The sequence below is a fragment of the Bacillus sp. 05T31 genome (assembly GCF_056396725.1).
This window is the reverse complement of record NZ_JBFTMA010000153.1, coordinates 1-8,959: the sequence shown is the minus strand read 5'-3', so window position 1 is coordinate 8,959 and position 8,959 is coordinate 1. Positions and strand designations below refer to the sequence as shown.

Genomic DNA, 8,959 nt, shown 5'->3' with positions numbered 1-8,959 from the left:
GTATCCCAAAAGGCAAGTAGCTTTAACTCAGGTTTCCCGGCAACTGTTTTCGAGGTTGTTTCAATGGGGCTCGTTTCGAAAAAAGGGCTTTTTCGCTTTTTTACGAAAGACGATAATGCGAAAGTAGAAAAAGCGATTGCTGATGTAGGTATGAGCGAGTTTCGAGGTCGCAACATTGGAGAACTTTCTGGTGGACAACAACAGCGTGTATTTATTGCTCGTGCACTTGTAAGTGATCCGGAATTGCTTATTTTGGACGAGCCTACTGTTGGGATTGATGTGAAGAATGTGGCAAGTTTTTATGAGATACTAGAGGATTTAAACAAAAGATTGGGAATTACGTTAATTCTTGTTACGCACGATATGGGTGCTGTGACAGAGAAGGTAACGCATGTTGCATGTTTGAATCAGCATTTACATTTCCATGGGAATGTAGAGAAATTCCGAGAGTTAGAAGATGCAGAAATGTCGATTTTATATGGACATCATGTTCATCGCTTAGAACATGAACATGGGCATCACGGGAGGATATAATGATACAGGATTTTTTACAATATGATTTTTTACGTAATTCCTTATACGCTGGTATTTTAATAGGGCTTGTCGCACCACTTATCGGCGTGTTCGTTGTAATTCGCCGCATGTCGCTTATTGCGGATGCATTAAGTCATGTGACGTTATCAGGAATTGCAGCAAGTTTATTACTTGAAAAGACAATCTTTACCGGTGGGTTTTTAAACCCTTTATATATGGGGATGTTTTTTTCAATCGGTGGAGCATTGCTAATTGAAAAATTACGTACTGTATATAAACATTATCAAGAGTTAGCAATCCCGATTATACTTTCAGCAGGGATGGGGATTGGAGTTATCTTCATCTCACTTGCTAATGGATTCAATACGGATTTATTTAGTTATTTATTTGGTAGTGTAAGTGCTGTAACAAGTGCGGATTTAATTATTATTGGTATAGTAGCAATTGTTGTTATTGCGACGATTGTTTTATTATACAAAGAGTTGTTTTTACTATCATTTGATGAGGAATACGCTGTATCAACCGGTTTAAGTGCAAAGTGGATTCACTTTATCTTCATTATATTAGTTGCTCTTGTAATTGCGGTATCAATGGTTCTTATTTTAATTGGTGCAATTTTATGGAAGAAGAAAAAAACTGCATAAAGTAGGGATAGGTATGAATCTAACAGAAGCTTTACGCCTAATGAAGGAAAAGGGATACAAACATACGGGGAAAAGGGAAGAGATGCTGAGATTATTCGCAGCTCATAATCGTTATTTAACTGCGAAAGATGTTTTAGAGCATATGAAGGGTGATTATCCAGGACTTAGTTTTGATACGATTTATCGTAACTTAACGGTTTTTGCTGAAGTCGGTGTTTTAGAGCAAACGGAATTAAATGGTGAAAAGCATTTCCGTTTTACATGCYCCATTATGGAACATCATCATCATTTCATTTGTTTAGATTGTGGTGGTACGAAAGAGATTAATTCCTGCCCGATGGATTTTATGAATAAAGATTTTAAAGGTTATGAGGTAACGGGGCATAAGTTTGAAATATATGGGCGTTGCCCAAAATGTGCAAAATGAGAGGGCTCGTCAGTTATATAACTGACGAGTTTTTAATTTGAATGTAAAAAAAGGTTGCTCACAAAAATTGTGGCAACCTTCTTTTTTATTGTTCTTGTTTTTCTTTTTCTTTTTCTTTTTCTCGTTCGGCAGCCATTTCAGCAGCGATTACATCAATTTCTTTTTTCAGTTCTTCTACCATTGTTTCTTCTGGTACTTTACGAACGACTTGCCCTTTACGGAATAATAAACCTTCTCCGCGTGCACCGGCAATACCGATGTCAGCTTCACGAGCTTCACCAGGACCGTTTACGGCACAGCCGAGTACTGCAACCTTAATTGGAACTTTAAGTGTGGAGATGTATTCTTCGACTTCATTAGCAATGCTAATTAGGTCGATTTCAATACGACCACAAGTTGGACAAGAAATAAGTGTTGCGGCATTAGATGCAAGACCGAATGATTTTAATAGTTCACGTGCAACTTTTACTTCTTCAACTGGATCAGCGCTTAAAGAGATACGAAGTGTATTTCCGATGCCTTTACTTAAAATTGCTCCAAGACCGGCGGCGCTTTTTACAGTCCCAGCAAACAATGTTCCTGATTCTGTAATACCTAAATGTAATGGATAATCAAAGGCGCGAGCAGCTTTTTCGTATGCTTCAATTGCTAAGTTAACATCAGAGGCTTTCATTGATACGATAATATCGTGGAAATCTAAGTCCTCTAAAATTTTAATATGGTGCAGTGCGCTCTCGACCATACCATCAGCAGTTGGATATCCATACTTTTCTAAAATATGACGTTCTAATGAGCCGGCATTTACACCGATACGGATTGGAATGCCACGCTCTTTCGCTGCATTTACAACAGCTTCTACTTTATGGCGACGTCCAATGTTACCTGGATTGATACGTACTTTATCAATGCCGCCTTCGATTGCTTTTAAAGCAAGGCGGTAATCAAAATGAATATCAGCAACAAGTGGAATGTTGATTTGTTTTTTAATATCAGCAATAGCATTTGCTGCGCGTTCGTCTGGAACAGCAACACGAACAACTTGACAGCCAGCTTCTTCTAAACGTTTAATTTCAGCAACTGTAGCCTCAACATCATGCGTTTTTGTTGTCGTCATACTTTGTATAATTAATTCATTGTTACCGCCAATTGTTAAATTACCGACTTTAACTGGACGTGTTTTTGTGCGTTGAGTCATTTCATTCACGAATTGATCGCTCTCCTTATAAAAGAAGTTTCTTATTTTAGTCCCTTACATCAATGATAGTATGTGTGAGAAAGGGCTATAGAAACCAAAGTACTCGGTTTCACTTTTACTATTGTATCAGCGCCTTTATGTAATTGACAAGGATTAAGTGATTGCTTATTGATATAAGGGGAATTTATAAGACTTTCCAACTTGGATTTTTGTAGCAGATGTATTTTTATTTAATTGCTTAAAATCATCAATTACTTTTTCAATAGAAGGAATTTTTTTCTTATTAATCGCTTCTGTAATAGAAAGAACTGTATCGCCAGTTTTTACTTCGATTGCTTTATAAGCTGTATCCGTTTCTTTTTCTGTTTCTTTCTCTTTATTTTGTTTTGTATCTGTATTTTCTTTTTTTATCGTTTGGGCAGCAGATGTTTTTTTGTATGAACTTAACATCGGTAAAGTACCGATTTTTATGTCGTAATAAAATATATAACCGAGGACAAGCACGAATAAGAGTACACCTAATCTCTTCATATCCTTCACTCCTTTGCTAGGAATATATGCTTGTCCAAAAAAAAAATGCCTATTTAGGCATTTTTTTATAGTTCTTGTTTTTCTTTCGGCTTTGGAACTTCTTTAATTGTTAAGTATAGAACGATTAAAACAACTGCAATGTAAATGAATGTTGCGCCAGGTACGTTTATTTTGAATAAATCCATAATCATAAAGAAGATTGTTGGAATTGTGTAGCTGTAAGCAGTTAATGTCCAAACTTGTTTATAAGATAATTTGCGTTGACCGCTCATCGCAGAACCGATGAAGGCAAGCAATGTAACTCCTACAAAGGTAATAAATAATTGGAACAAGTACAGTAAGAACCCAATAACGAATAATAAGATTGGATAAATACTGTCAAATAACGAAATGAAATCTTGTAAATCTTTTTTCTCAAGAGATGCGCCTAATAAGTCATTRTAGGAGTATGTTTGTGTTTGACCATTCCCCATGGAGACTACTTTATCTTTTAAAACAAATAAACCTGTTTTATTTTGATATTTTTCTAAGTCTGTTGAATTTGGATCAAATACGAAAAGGGCATTTCCATCTTCTTTTTCGATAGGTTGATCAATATCAGCTGTTAGCTCGCCATTTTCAATTTTAAAATCAGGTAAATCTTTTTCGATTACTTTATTTACCATGTTAACACCATCTTGAATAACGCTACCGTACAAGAAAGTTCTTGGAATAGTAGTGATTAGGCAAAGAAGCATAATATACAAAATGGTTTTACCGATTTTTTGAAAACGGAAAAGCGCCATATCTTTAGGCGAATATACGCTTTTTGCTAGCTGTGTAAAAATGGACATAGATTCACTTCCTTTATGTATGTATAAAATCATTGTAACGTACGAATCTAGAGAAGCTCAAGATATATTATATTTACATATAGTAGAGAGGACTAAATTCCTTCTTATTAATTTACTTCTTTTAGTAGAGAAAAATACAATTGACACTTTTCTTTCGTATATGGTAAATTTATCTTACATTTTTCAAACGATATATCCGATTGGAATTTAGTTGTTTTTAATGGTACATACATAATCGTGGACCYTTAGCTCAGYTGGTTAGAGCAGACGGCTCATAACCGTCCGGTCGTAGGTTCGAGTCCTACARGGTCCATATCCATTTCATATGTTTATTATGTCAGCAGGAAGYTTCCTTGTAGAAGGAAGCTTTTTTTCGGAATATATGAGCATTTTAATTGAAAAGAAGTGGGGATTTTGCTACTTTAATGATAGCAAGACAAAGCGATTTATTTGTTTGCACCCTATGGCAATTAGGGTAGAATGAAGTTGTAGGTCACATATGTAGTGACAATACATAAACCGGGAGGAATATAACAATGGCAAAACACGAATTACCAAATTTACCTTATGCGTATGATGCTTTAGAACCTCACTTTGATAAAGAAACAATGAACATCCATCATACAAAACATCACAACACGTATATTACAAACTTAAACGCTGCTTTAGAAGGTCATGCAGAATTAGCTGACAAAAGCGTTGAAGAATTAGTTGCAAACTTAAACGAAGTACCTGAAGCAATCCGTACAGCAGTACGTAACAATGGTGGCGGACATGCTAACCATACATTCTTCTGGACAATCCTATCTCCAAACGGCGGGGGACAACCAGTAGGCGAACTTGCAACTGCGATTGAAGCGAAATTCGGTAGCTTCGATGCATTCAAAGCAGAATTCGCAAAAGCTGGCGCAACTCGCTTCGGTTCTGGTTGGGCTTGGTTAGTAGTAAACAATGGTGAGTTAGAAGTAACAAGCACTCCAAACCAAGATTCTCCTCTAACTGAAGGTAAAACTCCAGTTATCGGTTTAGATGTTTGGGAGCATGCTTACTACTTAAATTACCAAAACCGTCGTCCTGACTACATCGGTGCATTTTGGAACGTTGTAGATTGGAACGTTGCTGAAAAACTTTACCAAGAAGCGAAATAATTAAAGTTAATACAGCTAGAAAAAAGCTAGGGGGTTTTCTCCTAGTTTTTTTCTATGTTCTCTTTTTACATAATTGAGCTTGTCTTTGGAAGACTAGAACATGAAGTAAAGGAGAGTTGTGTATGAAGTGGAAACATGTAATCGGTGATGTTGAAGTGAATCGGGATTTAGTATTATTGCTCGTTATAGGAGGTTTATACACGCTCGCAATTTCTTTATCGAATACGTTTGTAAACATTTATTTATGGAAGCAAACACAAAATTATGTGAATCTGGGCTTGTATAATTTGGCCAGCGTTGTATTGCAGCCTGTAACATTTCTTGTGGGCGGGAAATTAGCGAAACGTATTGATCGCTCGATTTTATTGAGAATCGGTGTAGGCACGTTAGCTGTTTTTTTTATCGTCGTTTTAGTAGCGGGAAAAAGTGCATCTCACTATATTTTATTAATGGGAGCCCTTTTAGGAGTTGGTTATGGTTTTTATTGGCTCGCTTTTAACTTGTTGACATTTGAGATTACAGAACCAGAAACAAGAGATTTTTTTAACGGTTTTCTAGGACTTCTTACATCGTTCTCTGGAATGATTGGACCGATAGCAGCAGGATATACAATTTCACGTATGGAAAAATGGAGTGGTTATACTGTCATTTTCTTCCTCTCGTTAATGCTATTTGCGGTTGCAGTCGTTCTAAGCTTTTTTTTATCGAAGAGGGAATGTGAAGGACGCTATGAAATTGTGCGAGTATTGAAAGAGCGGCAAGTTGATGAAAACTGGGGAAGAATTACGCGCGCTCATTTCTTCCAAGGTTTGAGAGAGGGAACGTTTATTTTCGTTATTTCGGTATATGTCTATTTAGCATCTGGTAGCGAGTTAGCACTAGGGAAATATAGTTTAGTGAATTCTGCAGTATCATTTGTATGCTATTATTTAGTTGCTCGTATGTTAAAGAAAGAATGGCGAAAAAAAGCAATTTTACTTGGYGGYATTATTTTATAYGCGGTYGTATTTTTAGTTATTTTTAATGTTACATATACGAAATTACTTATTTATGCAGCATGTATTGCGGTTGCATATCCKATTTTACTCGTTCCGTACGGCTCMATGACATACGATGTAATTGGTAGAGCAAAACAGGCGAGAGAATGGCGTGTAGAATATATAGTGGTCAGGGAATTATGGTTAAATGCTGGAAGAATTTGTTCCATTTTAAGTTTTTTATGTGCTGTTATATTCTTTCCACCTGAAAAAAGTTTACCTTTCTTACTATGTATTTTAGGAGCTGGACATTTCCTTATTTATTTTGCAGTTAAAAATGTCAAATATGATGAGGGGAATGTGAACAAAACCAGTGTTGTAGCGCAAGGGAGCACACAGAATCAAACTGAACCAGAAGGTTAACTTATCGCGTGTTTTATGCTAGAATAGAAAAAGATGTAAGACAGCAGTGAGGGCACCTGTATGAAGGTGTCCCTTTCACATTACATAGCTGTTGGTAGAGGGGGTTTGTATGAGCAAGAAGCAGAAAAAGAACCAGACAAAGAAAAAAACCCACGTTCCCTTTCGGTTAAACGTGTTGTTTTTTTGCGTGTTTTTAATGTTCTCCGCGGTTATTGTAAGGCTTGGATACGTACAAATTGTTCGTGGTGAGGAATATAAAAATGAAGTTGAGAAAAAAGAAAATTCAACGATAAGCAATCCTGTACCACGCGGGAAAATATTTGATCGTAATGGAGAAGCGGTCGTAGATAATGAGCCTATTCGTACAATTACATTTACAAAAATGAAGGGATCAACTGCAGCAGATCGCTTAGAAACAGCGAAAAAGTTAGCAGATTTAATTGAAGTCCCAACAGATAAGTTAACAGATCGCGATAAGAAAGATTATTGGCTTGCTTTACATAAAGAAGAAGCAGAAGCGAAAATCACAAAAAAAGATCGTGAAGAGTTTAAAGCGAATAAAATTGAAGATAAAGAACTAGATGAACGTCAACGAAATCGTGTAACAGAAGAAGAGATTAATCAATTGTCAGCAAAAGATTTAGAAATATTGGCGATCAAAAGCAAGATGGAAAGCGGATATGCAATGACGCCGCAAATCGTTAAAAAAGGTGCAACAGAAGAAGAATACGCGATTATTAGTGAAAATTTAGCGAAATTACCAGGYGTAGATACAAATGTTGACTGGGAGCGAAAATATAARTATGACGATATGTTCCGAAGTGTACTTGGTGGTGTAACTTCTTCTGATGAAGGGTTGCCGAGAGAACGACTAGATTACTACCTTGTTCGTGATTATAATCGTAACGATCGCGTAGGGAAAAGTTACCTTGAGCAACAATATGAAGATAGCCTACACGGTACAAAAGCTGAAGTAAGAAATGTTACAGATAAAGAGGGTAATATTTTAGAAACTATTAATGTGTCACAAGGACAACGAGGTAACGATCTGAATTTAACGATCGATATGAAATTACAAAAGAGCGTAGAAGAAATTCTTACGAAAAACTTAATGAGATTTAAAGGGAGCGAACCTCTTTTAGACCGTGCATTCGTTGTAATGATGAACCCGAAAAATGGTGAAGTTTTATCTATGGCGGGGAAACAATTAGTGAATAAAGACGGCGAAACGAAAGTAGATGATTTTGCATTAGGAACGATGACAAGTTCTTATCCGATGGGTTCAACTGTAAAAGGTGCGACATTACTTACGGGATATCAAACTGGCGCGATTCAACCTGGAGCTGTACAGTTAGATGAACCGATTAAATTAAAAGGGACACCTACGAAGTCATCTTGGAAACAGATGGGGTATATTAATGACCTTACAGCGTTAAAACAGTCTTCAAACGTTTATATGTTTAAAACAGCGATGAATATCGCTGGGGTTCCATATGTACGAGGAGGTACGTTAGATATTCCGAAAAGTGCGTTCGATACTATGCGTTACTATTTTGGTCAGTTTGGACTTGGTGTAAAAACAGGAATTGATTTGCCAAATGAAACTGCTGGTCAAATAGGTAAAGGAAATCAACCRGGYTTCTTATTAGAYTTWTCWATYGGSCAGTATGATACGTATACACCRCTTCAATTAGCGCAATATATTTCGACGATTGCAAATGGTGGATATCGTATGCAACCTCAAGTTGTAAAGGAAATTCGCGAGCCATCGGCGAAGCCAGAGGAAGTTGGAAAAGTTGTTCAATCGATGGAACCGAAAGTATTAAATCGTGTTGATATGCCTGAATCACAAATTAAACGTGTTCAAGAAGGATTTAGACAAGTGTTTAACGATACAGGTGGTACAGCTACAAAATACTTTGCAGGTGCACCATATAAAGCAGCTGGGAAGACAGGTACAGCTCAAACTGTATATGGCGGAGATAAAGAGATTGGTAGAAATGCAAAAGGTGAGCGTGTTGAAACATATAACTTAACATTAGTAGGTTATGCGCCACTTGAAGATCCAGAAGTAGCATTTTCTGTTGTTGTCCCATGGGTACATGATGATAAAACAGGAATTAATGGATRTATCAGTCGTGAAATTATGGACGCTTACTATGATTTGAAAAAACAAGCATTAACTGGTGAAGCTCCGCAAGATGAAAAAGCGAAAAAAAATAAAAATCAAGATGATGAATAAAAAAG

Annotated in this window: 9 protein-coding genes and 1 tRNA gene; 7 read left to right on the top strand and 3 right to left on the bottom strand. The window is 36.6% G+C overall.

The features are described from left to right. The 3 genes from AC1DJR_RS11910 to AC1DJR_RS11900 form a co-directional block, all read left to right on the top strand. On the top strand, window positions 1-534 hold a 534-nt coding region (locus AC1DJR_RS11910), incomplete at its 5' end, for a metal ABC transporter ATP-binding protein (RefSeq protein ID WP_477002682.1). Further along, on the top strand, window positions 534-1,178 hold the full coding sequence (locus AC1DJR_RS11905; protein WP_477002681.1) for a metal ABC transporter permease: 645 nt from the start codon (window positions 534-536) through the stop codon (window positions 1,176-1,178). The genes AC1DJR_RS11910 and AC1DJR_RS11905, both read left to right, overlap by 1 nt. A gap of 13 nt (window positions 1,179-1,191) precedes the next feature. Continuing rightward, on the top strand, window positions 1,192-1,605 hold the full coding sequence (locus AC1DJR_RS11900; protein WP_477002680.1) for a Fur family transcriptional regulator: 414 nt from the start codon (window positions 1,192-1,194) through the stop codon (window positions 1,603-1,605). 85 nt (window positions 1,606-1,690) lie between these two features. Here the strand turns inward: AC1DJR_RS11900 and ispG are convergent, their stop codons facing one another. The 3 genes from ispG to yqgB all read right to left on the bottom strand — a co-directional run bounded on the left by ispG (window position 1,691) and on the right by yqgB (window position 4,164). Continuing rightward, complete coding sequence (ispG, locus tag AC1DJR_RS11895; RefSeq protein WP_162208025.1) at window positions 1,691-2,800, bottom strand: flavodoxin-dependent (E)-4-hydroxy-3-methylbut-2-enyl-diphosphate synthase; 1,110 nt, start codon at window positions 2,798-2,800, stop codon at window positions 1,691-1,693. A 165-nt stretch (window positions 2,801-2,965) separates the two neighbouring features. After that, the gene (locus tag AC1DJR_RS11890; RefSeq protein WP_002129120.1) at window positions 2,966-3,331 is read right to left on the bottom strand and encodes a hypothetical protein; all 366 of its coding nucleotides are present in this window, start codon (window positions 3,329-3,331) and stop codon (window positions 2,966-2,968) included. 65 nt (window positions 3,332-3,396) lie between these two features. Continuing rightward, on the bottom strand, window positions 3,397-4,164 hold the full coding sequence (gene yqgB / locus AC1DJR_RS11885) for a protein YqgB (protein WP_002034056.1): 768 nt from the start codon (window positions 4,162-4,164) through the stop codon (window positions 3,397-3,399). A 239-nt stretch (window positions 4,165-4,403) separates the two neighbouring features. Between yqgB and AC1DJR_RS11880 the strand changes: the two genes are divergently transcribed. The 4 genes from AC1DJR_RS11880 (at window position 4,404) to AC1DJR_RS11865 (ending at window position 8,954) form a co-directional block, all read left to right on the top strand. Beyond that, a tRNA-Ile gene (locus AC1DJR_RS11880) sits at window positions 4,404-4,477 on the top strand. Window positions 4,478-4,700: 223 nt separating this feature from the next. Further along, window positions 4,701-5,312, top strand: coding sequence for a superoxide dismutase [Mn] (sodA, locus tag AC1DJR_RS11875; RefSeq protein WP_001052029.1), 612 nt, complete (start codon window positions 4,701-4,703; stop codon window positions 5,310-5,312). 122 nt (window positions 5,313-5,434) lie between these two features. Then, entirely contained in the window at window positions 5,435-6,712 is a 1,278-nt protein-coding gene (locus AC1DJR_RS11870) for an MFS transporter (RefSeq protein ID WP_002034060.1), read from the top strand. Window positions 6,713-6,821: 109 nt separating this feature from the next. Further along, entirely contained in the window at window positions 6,822-8,954 is a 2,133-nt protein-coding gene (locus tag AC1DJR_RS11865; RefSeq protein WP_477002679.1) for a peptidoglycan D,D-transpeptidase FtsI family protein, read from the top strand. The last annotated feature ends 5 nt before the right edge of the window (window positions 8,955-8,959 follow it).